Source organism: Rhizobacter sp. Root404 (assembly GCF_001425865.1).
In the GTDB taxonomy this organism is placed as follows: Bacteria; Pseudomonadota; Gammaproteobacteria; order Burkholderiales; family Burkholderiaceae_C; genus LMDS01.
In genome coordinates this window covers 720,347-738,629 of the sequence record NZ_LMDS01000004.1, presented here as the reverse complement: position 1 = coordinate 738,629, position 18,283 = coordinate 720,347, and the positions used below count along the sequence as shown (strand labels likewise).

At 71.1% G+C, this 18,283-nt stretch carries 14 protein-coding genes and 1 pseudogene; 8 read left to right on the top strand and 7 right to left on the bottom strand.

Annotated elements, in window-relative coordinates; genetic code table 11:
• Positions 1–12 precede the first annotated feature (12 nt).
• Together ASC76_RS08065 and ASC76_RS08060 are read left to right on the top strand one after the other, a co-directional pair.
• Positions 13–285, top strand: a complete 273-nt coding sequence (locus ASC76_RS08065; RefSeq protein WP_056464674.1) for a hypothetical protein — start codon at positions 13–15, stop codon at positions 283–285.
• Between the two features lie 137 nt (positions 286–422).
• Positions 423–632: a hypothetical protein gene (locus tag ASC76_RS08060; protein WP_157615428.1), complete on the top strand. Its 210-nt coding sequence runs from the start codon at positions 423–425 to the stop codon at positions 630–632.
• A gap of 23 nt (positions 633–655) precedes the next feature.
• On the opposite strand, the gene ASC76_RS08055 is transcribed toward ASC76_RS08060, so the two are convergent.
• The 3 genes from ASC76_RS08055 to ASC76_RS08045 form a co-directional block, all read right to left on the bottom strand.
• Complete coding sequence (locus ASC76_RS08055; protein WP_157615426.1) at positions 656–883, bottom strand: hypothetical protein; 228 nt, start codon at positions 881–883, stop codon at positions 656–658.
• 112 nt (positions 884–995) lie between these two features.
• On the bottom strand, positions 996–3,239 hold the full coding sequence (locus tag ASC76_RS08050; protein WP_056464668.1) for an ATP-binding protein: 2,244 nt from the start codon (positions 3,237–3,239) through the stop codon (positions 996–998).
• Positions 3,240–3,277: 38 nt separating this feature from the next.
• Complete coding sequence (locus tag ASC76_RS08045; protein ID WP_056464665.1) at positions 3,278–3,871, bottom strand: PAS domain-containing protein; 594 nt, start codon at positions 3,869–3,871, stop codon at positions 3,278–3,280.
• Between the two features lie 49 nt (positions 3,872–3,920).
• Between ASC76_RS08045 and ASC76_RS08040 the strand changes: the two genes are divergently transcribed.
• From ASC76_RS08040 to ASC76_RS08025, 4 genes are all read left to right on the top strand, one after another.
• The gene (locus ASC76_RS08040; RefSeq protein ID WP_056464663.1) at positions 3,921–6,590 is read left to right on the top strand and encodes a chemotaxis protein CheB; all 2,670 of its coding nucleotides are present in this window, start codon (positions 3,921–3,923) and stop codon (positions 6,588–6,590) included.
• Positions 6,591–6,701: 111 nt separating this feature from the next.
• Complete coding sequence (locus ASC76_RS08035) at positions 6,702–7,430, top strand: SDR family oxidoreductase (protein WP_056464662.1); 729 nt, start codon at positions 6,702–6,704, stop codon at positions 7,428–7,430.
• A gap of 103 nt (positions 7,431–7,533) precedes the next feature.
• The gene (locus tag ASC76_RS08030; RefSeq protein ID WP_056464660.1) at positions 7,534–7,974 is read left to right on the top strand and encodes a hypothetical protein; all 441 of its coding nucleotides are present in this window, start codon (positions 7,534–7,536) and stop codon (positions 7,972–7,974) included.
• Positions 7,971–9,644: an ATP-dependent DNA helicase RecQ gene (locus tag ASC76_RS08025; RefSeq protein ID WP_056464658.1), complete on the top strand. Its 1,674-nt coding sequence runs from the start codon at positions 7,971–7,973 to the stop codon at positions 9,642–9,644. The genes ASC76_RS08030 and ASC76_RS08025 overlap by 4 nt, the downstream gene beginning before the upstream one ends.
• Here ASC76_RS08025 and ASC76_RS08020 read toward each other — a convergent pair.
• From ASC76_RS08020 to ASC76_RS08010, 3 genes are all read right to left on the bottom strand, one after another.
• Positions 9,639–10,175 carry a hemerythrin domain-containing protein gene (locus ASC76_RS08020; RefSeq protein WP_056464656.1) on the bottom strand — a complete coding sequence of 179 codons (537 nt, stop codon included), beginning with the start codon at positions 10,173–10,175 and terminating at the stop codon, positions 9,639–9,641. The genes ASC76_RS08025 and ASC76_RS08020 overlap by 6 nt on opposite strands.
• A 55-nt stretch (positions 10,176–10,230) precedes the next feature.
• The gene (locus ASC76_RS08015) at positions 10,231–10,818 is read right to left on the bottom strand and encodes an HAD-IIIA family hydrolase (protein WP_056464654.1); all 588 of its coding nucleotides are present in this window, start codon (positions 10,816–10,818) and stop codon (positions 10,231–10,233) included.
• A 94-nt stretch (positions 10,819–10,912) separates the two neighbouring features.
• Positions 10,913–12,403, bottom strand: coding sequence for a UDP-glucose/GDP-mannose dehydrogenase family protein (locus ASC76_RS08010; protein ID WP_056464652.1), 1,491 nt, complete (start codon positions 12,401–12,403; stop codon positions 10,913–10,915).
• On the opposite strand from ASC76_RS08010, the pseudogene ASC76_RS26535 reads away from it, so the two are divergent.
• Positions 12,402–12,830: pseudogene (locus ASC76_RS26535) on the top strand (NAD-dependent epimerase/dehydratase family protein); the annotation flags it as partial. The gene ASC76_RS08010 and the pseudogene ASC76_RS26535 overlap by 2 nt on opposite strands.
• Positions 12,831–13,166: 336 nt before the next feature.
• On the opposite strand, the gene ASC76_RS26130 reads toward ASC76_RS26535, so the two are convergent.
• Positions 13,167–13,928 carry a sensor histidine kinase KdpD gene (locus tag ASC76_RS26130; protein WP_056464650.1) on the bottom strand — a complete coding sequence of 254 codons (762 nt, stop codon included), beginning with the start codon at positions 13,926–13,928 and terminating at the stop codon, positions 13,167–13,169.
• Between the two features lie 159 nt (positions 13,929–14,087).
• On the opposite strand from ASC76_RS26130, the gene ASC76_RS08000 reads away from it, so the two are divergent.
• A complete protein-coding gene (locus ASC76_RS08000) occupies positions 14,088–18,215 on the top strand; it encodes a CheR family methyltransferase (protein WP_056464648.1) in 4,128 nt (1,375 codons plus the stop codon).
• Positions 18,216–18,283: the final 68 nt, after the last annotated feature.

Sequence of the window (18,283 nt, the reverse complement as noted above, 5' to 3'; positions counted from 1 at the left end):
TGGTCCCAAGCCATGGCACGACCGAAACACCCCGTCCGGCGCCGCATCTGGCGCGTGACCCCCGAGGCGCCCATGGGCGAGTTCGTGGAGCTCGACCCGGCTGCGCCGGCGAAGCCGGATGCGCCACCTGCCGAGCTCGAGGGGCGACCGGAAGTCGGCGACAGCAACTGGGTCCAGTCGTCCTTCGACCTCGCGATCGGGCTCGACGTGCGCGACTTCGACGACACCGTACCCGGCGACCTGTTCGACGAGTTGTTCAACCCCAAGCCGAGAACGCGCAAGTAAGGGCGGGCCGGCCGGTATCCGCAGGAACCCCGATGTAACGTGTTGTTTCAATCCCCCTATACTTAGGGGTGGTGCGAAGAATCACACGATTGTTGCTAGCTAGCAACGGCCGCGTTGAACGACCCCGGGGATCAAACATGCAGTTGCTGGATGTTTTGCGGCGAATGGCGTGGGACGTGGTGTCGGGTCCGCTCGACCTCGACCTCGAGGGTCTGAGCACGGCCCCGGCCGACGACGCGCCGCCGCTCTGGCAGTTCTCGTCGTTCGAACTGATGAACGGGGTCGACGTGACCGATTTCTCCGAGACGATCAGCGGCGACGCCTTCCGAGACCTGTTCCAGCGCTGACGCGCCGCCGTGCGCCGCCCGCCTCAGGGAGCCGGCTGGCGCAGTGCCTCGAGGGTGCGTTCCAGGAAGCCGATGGCGATCGTGCGCAGCGCGACCTTCTGGACCTCCGGCGCCTCGTCCGGCGCGAGCCACACGGTCATGTCGAGCAGGTTCTGCTTCCCGTTCGGCAGCGGGTCGTCGACGATCTGGATGCGGACCGGAACGGTCAGGTTCAAGGACATGTCTGCCTGGTCGGTGAGTGAAGGGGTCATGGCCACGCTCTGGGCGCCTCGAGGCCTCTAGTCTGGGCGCCCGAGCGGCGTCGCGGTGTCGGACAGCACCGCATCCTGACCCCCGAACTCGGGGGAGGAAAAGCCGCGGCGTTCAGGCCCTGCGCCCGGTCGCGCTGCGGATCAGGCGCTCGATCGTGTTCGCGAGCACCGTCGCATCGGCCGGCTTCACGAGGTGCTCGTCGAAGCCGCTGGCCAGTGCGGCGGCGCGGTCGCGGGCCTGGCCGTAGCCACTGAGCGCGATCAGCGGCACGTCGCGCAGCTCCGGAGTGCGTCGGAACGCGGCGGCGAGCTCGAAGCCCGACATCCCCGGCAGCCCGAGGTCCATCACCGCGAGCTCGGGCGGCTGCCGCTGCGCCAGGCGGATCGCCGCCTCGCCGTCGGCGGCTTCGACGACCGCGCAGCCCAGGTCCGCCAGCAGCGCCGCCATGGCCTCGCGCGCGTCCGCGTTGTCCTCGACCAGCAGGATGCGGCGGCGCGGCGCGGGCGGCGCGCCGGTCGCCACGGCGGCCCCGTCCTCGCGCGACGCGGGCGCGTCCGCGCGCGGCAGCCTGACCGTGAACGTCGCGCCGTGCCCGGCGCCTTCGCTGGCGACCGTGACGCTGCCGCCATGCAGCTCGACCAGTTCTCGCACCAGCGCCAGTCCGACGCCGAGGCCCGCCTGCTGGCGGCCCTGCAATGCGCGGCCCTGCACGAACGGCTCGAACATCCGCGGCATGAACTCCGCCTCGATGCCGGCCCCGTGGTCGCGCACCTGCAGCACCGCGTGCGGCCCCTGCGCGCCCACGCTGACCAGGACGTCGCTGCCGGCTGCCGAGAACTTCAGCGCGTTGTTCACCAGGTTGTTGACGATCTGCTCGAGCCGCACCGCGTCGCCGTCGATCCACACGCTGCGTGCGTCCAGCACCAGGGTGTGATCGGCCGCCTGGTCGGACGTGCGCAACGCCTCGACGCAGGTCGAGACGCATCCCGCCAGGTCCAGCGGACGGCATTCCAGCGCGATCTTTCCGGAGAGCATCCGGCTCACTTCCAGCAGGTCGTTGACGATGTGGCGCAGGTGCTTGTTCTGGCGCTGGATGATGTCGAGGAAGCGCCGCAGGGCGGGCTCCAGCGGCGCGCGCCGATCGAGCAGCTCGGCCGCGCCGCTGATCGCCGCCAGCGGATTGCGCAGCTCGTGGCCCAGCAGCGCCAGGAACTTGTCCTTCGCGGCGTTCTCGGTCTCGGCCTGCTGGCGTGCGGCGGTTTCGTTGGCGAGCAGCCGTTCGCGTTCGCCCTCGACCGTTTCGCGCGCGGCCTTCTCGACCACGAGCAGATCGCTCGCGCGCTGCAACGCGCGGTTCAGGCCGTTGACCTCGTCCAGCGGGGTGCGGGGCGGGTTGACCTGCAGCCCGAGGCCGAGGGCGCGGGCGCCGTCGGTGGCGCTGTCCATCGAGAGGATCAGCACCCGGTTGAGCAGCGAGGCGCCGATCACCGCGACGGCGAGCGCCGCGGCGATGCCGGTCGCCAGCCAGGCGATGCCCTGGGTCGCCGAGGCCTCGATGCTGTCGATCGGTGCGGCCACGGCGATGGTCCAGCCGGTCAGCGCCGAGTGCGCGAACGCGTCGTAGGACTCGATGCCTTCGAGCGTGTGGTGGCGGATCACGCCTTCCTTTGCGCGCGCCGCCGCGGCGACCAGCTCGGGCCGCGCCTGGCGGCCCACGAATTCGGCGCTGCCGCGCGTGCGCGAGATGAAGCGGCCGGTCGGATCGATCACCGCGACGATCAGGTCGGGCCGGTCCTTGGGCTGGAGCGCCGTCAGCCGCCAGTGCGCCACCGAGAACGACTTGGCGAGCGCGAGCCGCCGCTGCGCCGACGCTGCTGCCGGCACGAACACGGTCGTCACGAGCTGCTGCGTCACCGGCCCGGTGCGCAGCCCGGTCACGGCCGGCTTGCCGGCCCGGAAGAACTTCTCGAGCAGCTCCCGGCCTTCCGCCGGTGGGGGCGGCGGCGGCGCCGGCGTGCCGAACGGCACGATGGTGTTGACCAGCTGGGTGCCCGTCTCGTCGACCAGCACCGTCCAGACATCGGGCAGTCGATCGGTCGCCGCCGCTTCGGCGTGGAACGCCTGCAGGTCACCCGTCTTCAGGTGGCTCGACTGCGCCAGCGCCTCGAGCGTGCCCAGCGCGCGCTGGATCTCGCCATCCACCAGCAGCGCGGTCGCGCGCACCGTCTCGCTCAGGCCCGCGATCGCGGCACGGCGTTCGCCTTCGCGCACCTTCTCGACCGCGACGGCTGCGGCGATCAGTCCCGGGATCAGCACGATCCCGGTCAGCAGCAGCAGATGGGTGCGGATCCGCACGTGGCTGCCGGCGCCTCAGTGCGGAGCCGCACGCGGGCTCACGCGGCCGTGTCCCGCTTGTCGATCACGCCGGCGATGTCGTCGATGGCGAATTTCAGGGCCGACACATCCATCATCACGAACAGGAACAGCTGTCCGTCGTGGTGAGGCAGGTGCAGCGCGCGCGCCTGGGCGCGGACGTACATCGGGATCTGCCGCGGGCGGCGCAGCACCAGTTCCGCCGACGCCGCGGCGTCGACCTGGCCGGCGTCGACGAGCAGCGCGTCGAACGTCGGGCGCGACGGCGGGTCGAAGCGCTCGCGCAGCGGCCGCTTCAGCACGGCCGCGTAGTCGAGTGCCAGCATCTTCAGCGCCCTCGCGTTGCAGTCGAGCACGTTGCCGCCGGCGGACAGGGTCAGGTAGCCGACCGGCGCCGCCTCGTACAGCGACTGGTACTTCGCGCGCAGCGTATCCAGCTCGCGGTTGGTCGCGACGAGTTCCTCGTTCTGGAGCTCGAGCTCGATCTGGTGCACCTGCAGTTCATGCAGCAGCCGCAGCGAGTCCGGCTCCTCCTTCGCCGGCAGGTCGCGCTCGCGCAGCGCCTTCTCGGCCTGGCGTCGCAGGTCGGCGGGATCGAACGGCGATCGTTTCATGGATCCACTCTCCCGGCGGTCGACGACTGCAAAGGCATACTGGCCGTTCATGAGCAGCAAAGTCAACAGGGTACCGCGTCGCGCCGCCGCTCCGACAACCAAGCGCGCCACGACGGCCGGCTCGTCGCTCCAGGTCATCGGGATCGGCGCCTCCGCGGGCGGGCTGGAAGCCATCGAAGCCTTCCTGTCCGAAGCGGGCTGTTTGCGCGACTCTACCTTCGTCGTGATCCAGCACCTCGGCGCCGGCACGCCGAGCCTGCTGCCCGAACTGCTGAAGCGTGCCACCCGCCTGCCCGTCAAGAGCATCGAACCGGACGCCCCGGTGCAGCCCGACGTCGTGTATGTCGTGCCGCCCGGCTGCGACCTGACAATCGACACGGACCGGTTCGTGCTGACGCCGCAGCAGGCGAGCGCGGGCCACAAGCTGCCGATCGACGCCTTCTTCCGCTCGCTGGCCGCTGCCTACGGCGACCGTGCGGTCGGCGTCGTGCTGTCGGGCATGGGCTCGGACGGCACGAAGGGCCTCGCCGCGTTGAAGGCCCGGGGCGGGGCGGCGTTCGTGCAGGCGCCGGACAGCGCGCAATTCGACAGCATGCCGCGCAGCGCGTTGCAGGCTGGCCTGGCCGACGCGGCGGCGGCGCCCGCCGACCTGCCGGCGCTGATCGCCGCACACCTGCTGAAGTGGCGGCACGAGCACGGCGAGCCCGTGTCGCTCGTCGCAGACGATCCCCAGGCCCTCGAGGCCATCGTCCAGACGCTGCGCGCCCAGACCGGCCACGAGTTCGCCGACTACAAGAAGAGCACGCTGCAGCGGCGCATCGAACGGCGCATGGGTGTGCACCAGTGCCGCGCGCTGGACGACTACAGCCGCCTGCTGCGCGAGAACAAGGCCGAGGCGGAGCTGCTGTTCAAGGAACTGCTGATCGGCGTCACCTCGTTCTTTCGCGACCCGCGCGTCTGGGATCACCTGCGCGATGTCGTGCTGCCCGAGTTCCTGAGGGGCCGCAGCGACACCAAGCCGCTGCGGCTGTGGGTGCCCGGCTGCTCCACCGGCGAGGAGGCCTACACGCTCGCGATGGTGCTGACCGAGGCGCTGCAGGCACTCGATGCGCCGGCGCCCCGCGCGTTCAGGATCTTCGCGACCGACATCGACAGCGATGCGATCGACCGCGCGCGTCAGGCGCGCTACCCGCTCGGCATCGCCGGGTCGATGTCCGCGGAACGGCTCGCGCGCTTCTTCGTGCGCGACGACACCGGCTACCAGATCCGCAAGGACCTGCGCGAGACCGTGATCTTCGCGCTGCAGAATGTCGCGATGGACCCGCCGTTCACTAAGCTCGACATGCTGGTGTGCCGCAACCTGATGATCTACTTCGAACCGGCGCTGCAGCGCCGGCTGCTGCGCCTGTTCCACTACAGCCTCGAGCCCGGCGGCCTGCTGCTGCTGGGCCGCGCCGAAACCACGGGGCAGGCCGGCGACCACTTCGCGCCCGTGCCGGGCGAGATCAAGCTGTTCCGTCGCCTGGAGACCTTCCGCAGTTCGGGCTTCGTCGCCTTCCCGGCGACCTTCGATCGCCCGGTCGCGCTCGCGCCGCAGGACAGCCGGGCCAGCCTCGCCGACGACGGCGACCTCGGCCTGCAGGGTCTCGCGGACCACCTGCTACTGCAGCGCTACTCGCCCGCCGCGGTGCTGGTGAACCGCGAGGGCGACGTGCTGTACGTCAGCGGCAAGACCGGCCGCTACCTCGAGCCGGCCGCGGGCAAGGCCAACTGGAACGTCTTCGCGATGGCGCGCGAGGGCCTGAGCCGACCGCTCGGCGCCGCGTTCAAGGACGCGGTGCGGGCGCAGCGCGGCGTCAGCGTCGACGGCTCGGTCTTCGATCCCGATCTCGGCGCCCGCAAGATGCGTGTCACGGTCGACCCGATCACGTCGCCGACCTTGCTCGCCGGCATGCTGATGATCGTCTTCCGCGAGGTCGAGCCCGACCGGACCGAGCGGCCCGCGAAGGACGCGGCCCGGCCGAAGCGCGGCGATGCCGGCGATCTGCAGCTGACGGAATTGCGCGACGCGCTGCGCGCCGCGCGCGACGAAGCCCGCAGCGCCGCGGCGCAATCGCGCGCGTCGAACGAGGAATTGCAATCGACCAACGAGGAGCTGCAATCGACCAACGAGGAACTCACCACCTCGAAGGAAGAGCTGCAATCGATGAACGAGGAGCTGCAGACCGTCAACCAGGAACTGCAGGCCAAGGTCGACGAACTCTCGCAGGCCAGCGACGACATGCGCAACCTGCTCAACAGCACCGAGATCGCCACGGTGTTCCTCGACGAGCTGCTGCACATCCGGCGCTTCACGGCGCAGGCGGTCAGCGTCTTCAAGCTGATCCCGACCGACATCGGGCGGCCGATCACCGACATCACCAACGCGCTCGAGGGCTGGGACGTCGCCCGCGATGCGCAGGAGGTGCTGCACAACCTGGTGCCGAAGGAGCGCGAGGTGCCGGCGTCCGGCGAGCGCTTCTTCCGCGTGCGGATGATGCCGTACCGCACCTCCACCAACCGGATCGACGGGGTCGTCATCACGCTGTCGGACGTGAGCGCCGCGAAGCGGCTCGAGCAACGCCTGACCGGCGCCCTGAGCGCGTCGGAGCAGCGCGCCGGCGATGGCGCGGCGGCTCCCGCGGTCAGGAAGCGCGCGCCGACCTCGAAACGTCCGTAGCGGGCTGCGACAGAGTATCGGATCCGCGGCGCTGCAGATCGCACCGATCGGCGCCACGACCTATCCTCCTGCGACGTGCGCCGCGTGCGCGCGATCACAGGAGACAGCGACATGACAACGACTCTCGCAGGCAAGGTGGCGCTCGTCACCGGCGCCGCATCCGGCATCGGCCTGGCCAGCACCGAGGCGCTGATCGCGCAGGGTGCGCGCGTGATCATGGTCGACCGCGACGAGGCCGCGCTGCAGGCCGTGCGCGCCCGGCACGGCGACGCCGTGACGCCGCTGCGCATCGACCTGCTCGACGCCAGGGACTGCGCGGGCCTCGTGCCGCGCGCGCTCGAGCTCGCCGGGCGGATCGACATCCTGCACGCCAACGCGGGCTCGTATGTCGGCGGCGACCTGGTCGACAACGACACCGGCGCGATCGACCGGATGCTGAACCTGAACGTCAATGTGGTGATGAAGAACGTGCACGATGTGCTGCCGCACATGATCGAGCGGCGCGGTGGCGACATCATCGTCACCAGTTCCCTGGCGGCGCATTTCCCGACGCCGTGGGAGCCGGTCTACGCGTCGTCCAAGTGGGCCATCAACTGCTTCGTGCAGACGGTGCGGCGCCAGGTGTTCAAGCATGGCATCCGCGTCGGCTCGATCTCGCCCGGGCCGGTGGTCAGCGCGCTGCTCGCCGACTGGCCGCCCGAGAAGCTGCAGGAGGCGCGCGACACGGGCAGCCTGCTCGAGGCGTCCGAGGTGGCCGACGTGATCACCTTCATGCTGACCCGCCCGCGTGGCATGACGATCCGCGACGTCGTGATGATGCCGACGAACTTCGACCTGTAGGCTTGGCGGAAAGTCTCCCACCGACGCACGTCCGGTTGGCCTACGAGCGCGCGGCCACGCGCTCGGTACGGTGTGGGGGATCGCAACTCACGTGGAGATCCCCATGGCCACCAGCAGCATCCTCGGCGGCGACGCGGCCGCCCGCCAGGCCGACGGCAAGGACGTCGACCGGCTCGGCCCGAGCGATTCGTCCGACAGCGGCAGCGACGTGCAGGGCGCGAGCCCGATGCCCACCGCGCCGGACAACCCGGGCGAGTGGGGCGCCGTCGTGTCCGACCCCGCCAGCGACTCCGATGCCGGCGGCACCGGCGAGCGCGCGTCGGCCGACGGCACGGACGCCGTCGACGGCGCCGACATCCTGCCCGACCGCATCGTCGACGACCCCGGCCTCGCCGGCGATCCGGCCGACCGGCGCCGCTCGGTCGACGCCGGCGAGCTGGCCGACGAGGAAGGCACCGAGGACGATCCCGACGACGACGGCAGCACGAGCGACGACCGCGACAGCGGCGACGTGGAACGCGACGCGCCCGCGAGCCGGCGTTGACGGACCGCCCCCGGAGCGGCGTCTCCCCCGCGCAGATCCGGCGCACGCTGAAGCGCGTGTTCGGGCTGCGCGAACTGCGCGAGGGCCAGGAGGCGGTGATCGCGCGCGTGCTGGCCGGCTTGCCGACACTGGCCCTGATGCCCACCGGCGCCGGCAAGTCGCTCTGCTACCAGCTGCCCGCGGTGCTGATCGACGGACGCACGCTGGTCATCTCGCCGCTGATCGCGTTGATGAAGGACCAGTGCGACGCCCTGACCGACTACGGCATCGACGCTATCGCGCTGCACAGCGGCCTGTCGGCCGGCGAGGCGGCGCAGGCGCGGCAGGCGATCGACGACGGCCGCGCGCGCATCGTCTTCACGACGCCCGAACAACTGGGCAATCCCGAGTTCGTCGATGCGCTGCGCTCGCGGCCGGTCGAACTGCTGGTCGTCGACGAGGCGCACTGCCTGTCGCAATGGGGCTTCGACTTCCGGCCGGCGTTCCTGGAGATCGGCGCCGCGATCGAGTCGCTCGGCCAGCCGACGGTGCTCGCGTTGACGGCGACCGCGACGCCGCCGGTCGTCGACGACATCGCCGAGATCCTCGCGATCCCGCGCGACGGCATCGTCGGCACCGGCTCGTACCGGCCGAACCTGCACTACCGCGCCGAGCATTTCTCGCGCGCCGAGGACAAGCAGGCGCGGGTGGTCGAGCGTGTCGCCGCCACGGCCGGCGCGGGGCTGGTCTACGTCGCCACCGTGAAGGCGGCCGAGGAACTGCATGCGGCGCTGGCATCGGCCGGCGAGGCGGCCGGCCTGTACCACGGCCGGCTGAGTGCGGCCAGGCGCCATGCCGCGCAGGACGCGTTCATGGACGGCAGCGTGCGCGTGATGGTCGCGACCAACGCCTTCGGTCTGGGCATCGACAAGCCCGATATCCGCTTCGTCATCCACTTCCAGTTGCCGTCCGGGCTCGATGCGTACTGCCAGGAATCGGGCCGCGCCGGGCGCGACGGCGAACCCGCCGACTGCACGCTGCTCTACGTCGAGCGTGATCGCGGCGTGCAGCAATTCTTTCTGGCCGGTCGGTATCCGCAGCTGAACGAATTCCAGGCGGTGGTCCATGCGCTCGGCGAGTCGGCGCCGCACGAGGCGGGCTGGACGATCGAGCAGCTCGCCGAGCGCCTCGGCCATCGGCGCAAGGTCGCGGTCGTCGTCAACCTGCTGCGTGGCGAGGGGCTGATCGACTGCGCTCGCGACGGTGTGCTGCACCTGCACGGCGACCGTGCGCCGGACAGCGCGAAGCTCGAGTCGCTCGCGCAGGCCTGCGCGGCGCGCTCCTCGCGCGACCGCGACATGCTCGAGCGCATGGTTGCCTACGCGCAAAGCGGCCAGTGCCGCTGGAAGCTGCTGCTCGAGTACCTGGAAGGCGCGGCGCCGGCGGACCCCTGCGGCACCTGCGACAACTGCCTTCGCCTGGCCGCGCACCTGGCGCAGCAGCCGTCAACGCCCCGGGAACAGGCGCCTGCAGAAACGGCGCGCGCGGGGTTCGCGATCGGCGAGCAGGTGCGCACGCGGCGTCACGGCCTGGCCCACGTCGTGACCGTCGAGGCGCAGGGCGTGACCGTGGCCTTCACCAACGGCCAGCAACGGACGTTCCTGCCGGAGTTCCTCGCTCACACGTCATGAGTCCGCGTCCGACTCGCCGACCAGTTCGCCCTTGCGGCTCTGCAGTTCGGCGCCCAGTTGCGCCAGGTCGAGCTTGGCCTTGCGGGCCTTCGGGAAGATCTCGTTCTCTTCTTCCTTCACGTGGTGCGTCACGTACTCGCCGAGCACGGTGACCTTGGCGTCGTAGAGGTCGTCGTCCGGGTCCATCGACTCGATCTGGCCGACCAGGTCCTTGACCGTCGCGTGCTCGACCTCGGCCTCGTCGAGCAGGTCGTCGGCGTCGAGCGCGCCGCGCAGCGCCGGGTAGAAGATGTCTTCCTCGATCTCTGCGTGGGCGCTGAGCATCTCGCAGATCTGCTGTGCGATCTCCTGCCGCTCGTCGCCCTCCGCCTCGTCCTTGACGAGCTTCTCGTAGGCCTTGAACAGCTTGGCGACTTCCTGGTGGTCGTTGGCCAGCAGGGTCAGCGCGTCGGGTTGCGCGGATTTCGCGGCCGCGGTCTTCTTCGCGGCGCTGGCGGTCGGGCGGCTGGTGGATGTGCTGGTGCTGGGCATGTCGATTCCTCGGTTGGGTGGGGGGAGCGGCGCGAGGCGCGTGCCGCCTGGACGGTCAGGGCAATGCCTGTACCCGGTGCGGTTCGGTCAGCAGGTCGTGCACGACCGTGGTCCAGTCGGCGCAGCGCCGAGTCGCCTCGCGCACCGACGTCGACGCCGACGCTGGCGCGGCCGGCGGAGCGCTGCACGTGGCGGCCTGCAGCTGCACCGACCGGCAGCCGGCGCGCCATCCAGCCTCGACCTCCTCGCGGGTGCTGCCGACGATCCACGAGCTCGCCATGTCCAGCCCGCGCGATCGGGCGGCGCGCACCAGCAGCCCCGGCGCGGGCAGACGGCACAGGCAGGCCGGGCGCCCGTCGGGCCCGGGGGCATGCGGGCAGATCACGAACGGTCCGAGTTCGACCCCGGCCTGCTGCATCTCCTGCTGCAGCTTCGCTTCGCGGCGGGAGAACTCCCAGCGGCTGAAACGGCCCAGCGCCAGGCCGCTCTGGTTGGCGACGACGACGATGTGGAAGCCGGCGCGCGCCAGCGTCGAAAGCGCCTCGCGCGCACCGGGCACGTAGGGTATCGGCCCGATCGCGGAGCCGAACCGGGGCTCGTCCACCAACGTACCTTCCAGGCCGACGAACAGGGCTGCCTTCATCGCAGCGCGCTGCGGCGCGGGCCCGCCCGCCGCGCCCCGGGGCTCTAGAACATCCACGGCATTCCTCTATCGATCGATGGGCACCAGGGCTGCGTCATGCGGCGATGTCGAGCGGCCCGGCGGCGCGCAGCGGCACGCGCCGCGCGCGTTGCTCGGCCGCCAGGTTCAGCCGCAGGCTGCGTGCGGACGGCGGCAAGATCGGCCGCCCGACCTGCACGACGCGCAGCCCCGCCTCGGTCCAGCGGGCCGCGTCCAGCGCGTTGCGTCCGTCGTAGACCGTGCGCAGCCGCAGCGCCGCCGCGACCGCGTCCGGATCGAACGCGACGAACTCGTCCCATTCGGTCGCGAGCACCAGCGCGTCGGCGCCGGTCAGGGCGTCGCCGGCGGACTCGGCCCAACGAGTGTGGCGATCGTGCGCCAGCGCGGCGCGCGCGTTCGCCATCGCCACCGGGTCGTAGAGCGCCAGCCGGACGCCGGCGCGCGCCAGCCGGTCCGCCAGCGCCAGGCTCGGCGCGCAGCGCACGTCGTCGGTGCCGGGCTTGAACGCCAGCCCCCAGATCGCGACGCGCAGGCCCCGCAGCCGACCGCGCGAGCCCATGTCGCGCTGCAGTTCGTTGAAGGCCCAGCAGCGCTGCCGGTCGTTGATGCGCTCGGTGGCCTGCAGCATGTCGGAGCGCACGTTGTGGCGACGGGCGGTCTCGCGCAGCGCCGCCACGTCCTTGGGGAAGCACGAGCCGCCGTAGCCGAGGCCCGCGCGCAGGAACGAGCGGCCGATGCGCCGGTCGCTGCCGATGCCGTCGCAGACCTTCTCGATGTCCGCGCCGGTGGCGCCCGCGATCGACGCGATCTCGTTCACGAAGCTGATCCGCATCGCCAGCGCCGCGTTCGCCGCGTGCTTCGACAGCTCGGCGCTGCGCGTGTCCATCGCCAGCACCGGGATGCCGGCGTCGACCAGCGGCGCATAGGCCGCGAGCAGCAGGCGTTGCGCGGCGTCGTCGCTGCCGTCGTCGCCGATCAGGATGCGTTCGGGTTGCAGGAAATCCGCCACGGCCGTTCCCTCGCGCAGGAACTCCGGGCTGCAGAGCACGCGCGGAGCGTCGCTGTCGCCGGCCTCGTCGAGCTGCCGCTGGAGGACCTGCGCGGTGCCCACCGGCACCGTCGACTTGATCACCACCACCGAGGGTGCGCGCACCACTGCCGCGATGTCGCGCATCACCGCGTCGATCGCGCCCAGTTCGGTCGAGCCGTCGCTGCGCCCCGGCGTGTCGACGGCGACGAACACCAGGTCGACGTCGCGCAACGCGGCCTGGATCCCGGTCGTGAAGCGCAGGCGCTGCGCCACCAGTTGCGCGCGCATCAGGTCGGCGAGGCCGGGCTCGTACACGTCGACGTGCCCGTCGGCCAGGCGCGCGATCTTGGCCTCGTCCGAATCGACCGCGACGACCGCGTGGCCGCAGCGGGCGAGGCAGGCGGCCGTGACGAGGCCGACGTAGCCGCTGCCGATCACCGCGATCCGCAGCGCGCGGCGCGGCTGCGGAGCGGTGTCGGGCTGCGGCGGGCGGCATTCGGTGGCGATCAGTTTCATGGGCTTCGCTTCGCTGGGCGGATCGGACGGGCGAGCCCCATGCCCACCCACCGTTGCCGCAGTAATTACCGGTGCCCCGGACGCACCGGCCTTGCAGGGGCGCCGCGTCACGGGGTCCCAGGGCGGGGCACACGGCGTTCCCGGCGCGGCGCCCGGCCGCCGGCGGGCTTGCCCCTTGCCGAGGGCCGGGATGGACGACCTGATCGCGATCCCCGGCGGTGCCGGCTTCATCGGCAGCCACTTGTGCAAGCGCCTGATCGGCGCCGGCCGCCTTTTGCTCGCACTCGACGACGACTCGACCGGCGACCCGCGCCACCTCGCGGCGTTGCGTGAGCACCCGAACTTCTCGCTGACGCAGGTCGACATCGCGCAGGCCGTGCCCGCGGCGCTGTCCGAGACCGCCCGCATCTTCAACGCGGCTCAGGTCTACGGCGATCCGCAGGAAATTTCATCGTGCAGGCGCTGCGCGGCGAGGCGCTCACGACCGCCAGACCCGCAGCTTCTGCCACGTGGACGGCCAGCGGGGCGCCGGCCTCGTGCAGCTGCGCATCGATCGCGTCCGCGAGTTCCTGCAGCGCCGGCAGGCCGAAGCGCTGCTGCGCGACGCCGGCTGGTTGCTGACGACCACCAGCAGGAAGCCGGCCTCCGCGAGCCGGCGCAGTGCCGGCAGCGCGTTCGGCGTGAAGGTGAAACAGGCGGAGCGGTCAGCCTGGTCATCCCGACACGGGGCACGCGGCGTGCCGCGCCGCCATGTCGCCTGCGCTCAGGGGTCGAGCGCCGGCATCCGCCACTCGAACACGGTGCGGCCGGGCGCGCTGGCGACCGTGATCGAACCGTCCTGCATTTCGATCAGGCGCCGCGCCAGCGCCAGCCCGACGCCGAGGCCGGCGCCCGTCCGGTCGGCCCCGCGCCGGCTCGGCGCGAACGGATCGAACACGTGCGGCAGCACGGCCGCGTCGATGCCGGGGCCGGTGTCGCGCACGCCGATCACCGCGTCGCCGCCATCGCGCCGCAGGCTCACGACGACGGCGGTGCCGGCCGGCGTGTGACGCAGCGCGTTCGCCAGCAACTGCGCCATCACCTGCGCGACACGCACGGGATCGGCGTTCACGCGGATCGGGTTGGGCGCATCCAGCGCCAGTGCATGGCCGCTCGCGTCGGCCTGCGGCGCCGCGGCCGACACGGCGGCCTGCAGCGCAGCCTGCAACTCGGTGGGCTGGATCGACAGCGCGACGTCGTCCGTCATCAGGTGGCCCACTTCCAGCACGCGATCCACCATGTCCGACAGCTTGCGCGTCTGGCGCGCGATGACCGCTCGCGCGCTTTCGGCGACGGCGCTGCCGGGCGGCGCACTGCGCAGCACCTCGGCCGACGTGACCAGCGCGTTCAGCGGGTTGCGCAATTCATGGCCCAGGATCGACAGCAGCTGGACGCTGGCGCGGCGGACGGACTCGAGCTCGCGCGGCGCGGTTGGTCCGCAAGTCGCCGACGGCACCGCTTCGTCCCGCGCAGGGTTTCGTGTCATCCGGACAGCGTAGCGAAGAAGCAGCGTCGGGTGTCCGCCATGGTCAATGACCGGAACGCCGGCGCTGTAAAGTCCGGTCGGCCCCGTCCTGGGCGGCACGCGGGACGGGTCGGCGGGCACGCGGAGTGCCGGTTCCCCCGAGACCAGAAAATACCTCCGATGAACCCCTCGACGACGCATGACGACGCGCCCGCACCGTTGCCGGTCGACTTCCCGGTCGTCGGCATCGGCGCCTCCGCCGGCGCGCTGAGCGCGTTGACGCGCCTGTTCGAAGGGGTGCCGGGCGATTCCGGCATGGCGTTCGTCGTCGTGGTCCATCTGTCGCCCGATCACGAAAGCCACCTCGCGTCGATCCTCGCGCGCAATGCGCGGCTGCCGGTGCTGCAGGTGACCGAGTCGCTGCCGATCGAGCCCGATCGCGTCTACGTGATCTCGCCGCGCCTGGAATTCCAGCTGGCCGACGGCACGCTGTCGGTCGCACCGGTGGCGGCGGGCGATCGGGCCAACACCGCGATCGACAAGTTCCTGCGTGCGCTCGGGGACGTGCACCGCGAACGCGCCATCGGCATCGTGTTGAGCGGGATGGGCAGCGACGGCGCGATGGGCCTGCGCCGCATCAAGGAGCGTGGGGGCGTCACGCTGGCGCAGACACCGGCCGAGGCGGAGTTCGACTCGATGCCGCTGAGCGCGATCGCCGAGGGCGCGGTCGACATCGTCGTCTCGGCGTCCGAGATGGGCGAGCGGCTGGTCAAGCTGTGGGCGAACGCGCGCCACATCGAGCTGCCCGCCTTCGACGGGCTGAACCTGCAGGTCGAAGCGCCCGAGAGCCCGGCCGCGGCTGCCGCCGCGGAGCACGCGCTGCACGAGATCATGGGCCTGCTGCACGACCGCACCGGCCACGACTTCAAGCATTACAAGCCCGCCACCGTGCTGCGCCGCATCGAGCGGCGGCTGCAGGTCACGCAGGTCGCGACGTTGCCGGAATACAGCCGATACCTTCAACGGCATGTGGACGAGACGGCGGCGCTGCTGAAGGACCTGCTGATCAGTGTCACCAACTTCTTCCGCGACCCGGCGGCATTCGAGGCCCTGGAAGGCGCGCTGGCGCCGGGCATCGAGAAGGCCGCGTCGGAAGGGCGCCGCGTACGCGCCTGGGTCGCCGGCTGCGCGACCGGCGAGGAGGCCTATTCGGTCGCGATCGTGCTGTCCGAACTGGCAGCAAGGCAGAGCCGGCCGGTCGGGGTCCACGTGTTCGCGTCCGACATCGACGAGCACGCGATCGCGCTGGCGCGCAACGGCGTGTACCCCGGCTCGATCGCGACCGACGTGCGGCTGGCGCGTCTGCGCGACTTCTTCCAGCGCGACCAATCGCACTACCGCGTGCGCAAGGAGCTGCGCGAGAAGATCCTGTTCGCGGCCCACAACCTGCTGCGCGATCCGCCATTCTCCAACCTCGACCTGGTGTGCTGTCGCAACCTGCTGATCTACCTCGATCGCGAGGTGCAGCAGCAGGTGATGCAGGTGCTGCACTTTTCCTTGCGGCCGGGCGGGCTGCTGTTCCTGGGCAGCGCCGAATCGGCCGACGCGGCCCAGGGCCTGTTCACGCTCGTCGACAAGCGGCACCGCATCTACAGCGCCGACGACGTCCCGCGCATGCGCCGCAGCGCGATGCCGGTGCTGCCGTGGAACATGCGGCTCAAGCTGCCGGCGCCGCGGCTCGTGCACGCGCTGAATCGCTTCGGCGTGCCGGCCGAAGTGCACGACCAGATCCGCCTCGCCTATGCACCAGCCAGCGTGCTGACCGACGTGTCGTACAACCTGCTGCACTCCACGCTGCAGAGCGAGGCCTACCTGCGCTTCGCGACCGGCACGCCGTCGCAAGGCCTGCTCGAGCTGGTGCGCCCGGAACTGGCCAGCGAACTGCGCACCGCGCTGCTCACGGCCACCAAGGAGGGCAAGAGCGTGGAGGCGCGGCGCGTGCAGGTGCAGCTCGTCGACGAACCGGTCTGGGTCACGATGGTGGTGCGGCCGGTCGACCAGAACGGCACACGCTACATGCTGGTGGCGTTCGACGCGGTGCAGCACGTGCTCGCGCGGCCGAGTGGCCGCGGCCGCCACGACCCGACCGTCGTGATGCTCGAGGAGGAGCTCAAGCGCACCCGCGAGGAACTGCGCGGCAGCCTCGGCGACTCGGCCACCTCGCACGAGGAACTGCGCGCCTCGAACGAGGAATTGCAGTCGATGAACGAGGAGCTGCGCTCGATCACCGAGGAACTGGAGACGAGCAAGGAGGAGCTGCAGTCGCTGAACGAGGAACTGATCACCGTCAACCAGGAGCTCAAGGCCAAGGTGGACGAGGCGACGCAAGTGAACGACGACCTGCTCAACCTGGTCAGCTCGACCGACATCGCGACGATCTTCGTCGACCGCGCGCTGCGCATCAAGCGCTACACGCCGCGGGCCGCGCAACTCTTCAACCTGCTGAACGGCGACCTCGGGCGCTCGCTGCTGCACATCACCCACAGCCTCGACTACCCGGATCTCGAGAAGGACGCGATCGACGCGTTCGAATCGCTGCGCGTCACCGAGCGCGAGGTGCGCGGCGCCGACGGCACCACCTTCCTGACGCGAGTGCTTCCGTACCGCACGCGCCAGGACGTGATCGGCGGCGCCGTGCTGACCTTCATCGACATCAGCGCCACGCGGCGCGCCGAGGCGCAGGTGCGGCTCGGCGAAGCGAACGTGCGGCTGCTGGTCGAGAGCACCAAGGATTTCGCGATCATCACGCTCGACCCGCAGGGCACGGTGACCTCGTGGAACGGCGGCGCGCGCCGCATGTTCGGCTTCACCGAGGCCGACATCGTCGGCCAGCCGATCGACCTGATCTTCACCCTGCACGACCGGGCCGATGGCGCGCCGAAGCGCGAGCGCGACATCGCCCGCGAGGAAGGGCGCGCGAGCGACGAGCGCTGGCACCTGCGTCAGGACGGCAGCTCGTTCTTCTGCAGCGGCATCATGACGCCGATGTACGAGGAGGGGCGCCTCGTCGGCTACGCCAAGATCGCGCGCGACCTGACCGACAGCAAGCGGGCCGAAATCCAGCTCGGCGCGCTGCTCGAGAAGGAGACCGAGGTGCGCGCCGAACTGCAGCGCGCGATCGCGATGAAGGACGAGTTCCTGGCGGTGATGTCACACGAGCTGAAGCACCCGCTGAACCTGATCCATGTCAACGCCGAGCTGCTCGCGCGGCTGCCGGAGGCGCGCGGCCTGCCGGCCGTGACCCACGCGGCCGACGTGATCCGTCGTGCCGTGCTGAGCCAGGCCAAGATCACCGACGACCTGCTCGACCTGTCGCGGCTGCGCACCGGCAAGCTCACGATCAACGCGGCGCCGTTGTTCTGGCCGGCGGTGGTGCACCGCGTGGCCGACGCGGTGGCCGAAGACGCGGCGGTCAAGGGGCTGACGATCTCGGTCGATGCGGGCGAGCCGAACATGATCGTCTACGCCGACGCGGTGCGGGTTGAGCAGATCGTCTGGAACCTGGTCAGCAACGCGCTCAAGTTCACGCCGTCCGGCGGCCGGATCGAACTGCACCTGCAGCCCGACGGCGACGAATGCCGCCTGGACGTGATCGACACCGGCCAGGGCATCCCGCCCGACTTCGTCGACGCGGTGTTCGAGATGTTCCGCCAGGCCGACCGCAGCACGACGCGCCAGCACGGCGGCATGGGCATCGGACTGGCGCTGGTCAAGCACCTGGCCGAGGAGCAGGGCGGGCGCGTGGCCGCGGCGTCGGCCGGCCCGGGGCAGGGCGCGACGTTCAGTGTCTGGTTGCCGATGGCGGGCGCGGGCAGCGGCGACCTGATCGCGGGCGCGTCGAACGCGCCGCTGGCCGGGCTGCGCCTGCTGATCGTGGACGATGCCGACGACGCGCTCGAATCGTTCGCGGCGTTGCTGCGGCTCGAGGGCGCGGAGGTCGCCGCGGTCAACAACGCGCGCGCGGCGCTGGCCGCGCTCGCGGCCGGTTCGTTCGACCTGCTGATCTCGGATGTCGCGATGCCCGGCATGGACGGCTACGAACTCGTGGCCGAGGTGCGCCGCGATCCACGCACCGGTGCGCTCCCGGCGATCGCGCTGACCGGCTTCGGCCGGCCGCAGGAAATTCAGCGCGCGATGGAGGCCGGCTTCACCGCACACCTGACCAAGCCCGTCGTCATCAACCAGCTGCACGACACGGTGCGCCGCCTGTCGTTCGCGCCGCGGCGGGAAATTCCCGGCGACGTGTAGGCGTTGTCCGGCGTTTCGACGCGGTGCGGGCACGTCGGCAGGCCCGGGGTTTCGGTCCAGAATCGCCG